This window comes from Streptomyces albireticuli (genome assembly GCF_021228125.1).
GTDB lineage: Bacteria > Actinomycetota > Actinomycetes > Streptomycetales > Streptomycetaceae > Streptomyces > Streptomyces albireticuli.
Genome location: NZ_JAJQQS010000093.1, coordinates 1 through 857 on the forward strand (window position 1 = coordinate 1; position 857 = coordinate 857).

General features: G+C 69.9%; 1 pseudogene. It reads left to right on the forward strand.

Annotation, left to right across the window (positions count from 1 at the left end):
* Positions 1-47 precede the first annotated feature (47 nt).
* A pseudogene (locus tag LUZ64_RS36745) lies at positions 48-831 on the forward strand (transposase).
* Positions 832-857: the final 26 nt, after the last annotated feature.

Here is an 857-nt window from a genome sequence, read left to right on the forward strand (position 1 = left end):
TAAAGCCTGTCTCGTAACTCCGGATCGGGTGCAGCGTTGAGTTGGGCGTGCAGATCGTGGCCGCTCAACGCCGCGAGCTCATAGAGGTGTTCACCGGGTTCCGGCCGTTTCAGTTCCAGCGTCTGGTGCGGGCTGTCCACCGGGAGGGTGGCAGGGCCCTGGACCCGGACCGGCCGGGCCGCCCCTGGGCACTGACGCTGGAGGACCGGGTACTGCTGGTGGCGATGTACTGCCGCGCCAACCTCACCATGCGCCAGCTCGCCCCGCTGTTCGGGATCTCCCCGGCGGCCGTCGGCCGGATCATCAGCCGGCACGGACCGTTGCTGGCCCTGGCGCCGGGCAGACGCAAGCCCGGGCGCCACCAGGTCCTCATCGTGGACGGCACCTTGGTGCCCACCCGGGACCGGACGGTGTCCGCCTCGTCCAAGAACTGCCGCTACTCGGCGAACCTCCAGGTCCTCATCGAAGCGGAGACCCGGCTCGTGCTGGCCGTCGGCCGGCCCCTGCCGGGCAACCGCAACGACTGCACCGCCTTCGCCGAGTCCGGCGTCAAGGACTCCCGCGGCAGCGCGACCGTCCTCGTCGACGGCGGCTACCAGGGCACCGGCGTCCTTATGCCTCACCGAAGGAAAGCCGGACAGGACCGGCTCCCGGACTGGAAAGAGCGGCACAACGCCTCCCACCGGCAGGTCCGGGCCCGGGTCGAGCACGCCTTCGCCCGGATGAAGAACTGGAAGATCCTCCGCGACTGCCCTCCCCAAGGGCGACGGCGTCTACTGGGCCACCAGCGGCGTCGCCCACATGCACAACCTCGCCCTCGGCCGAGCCTGACCACGACATCACGAGACAGCCTTTAG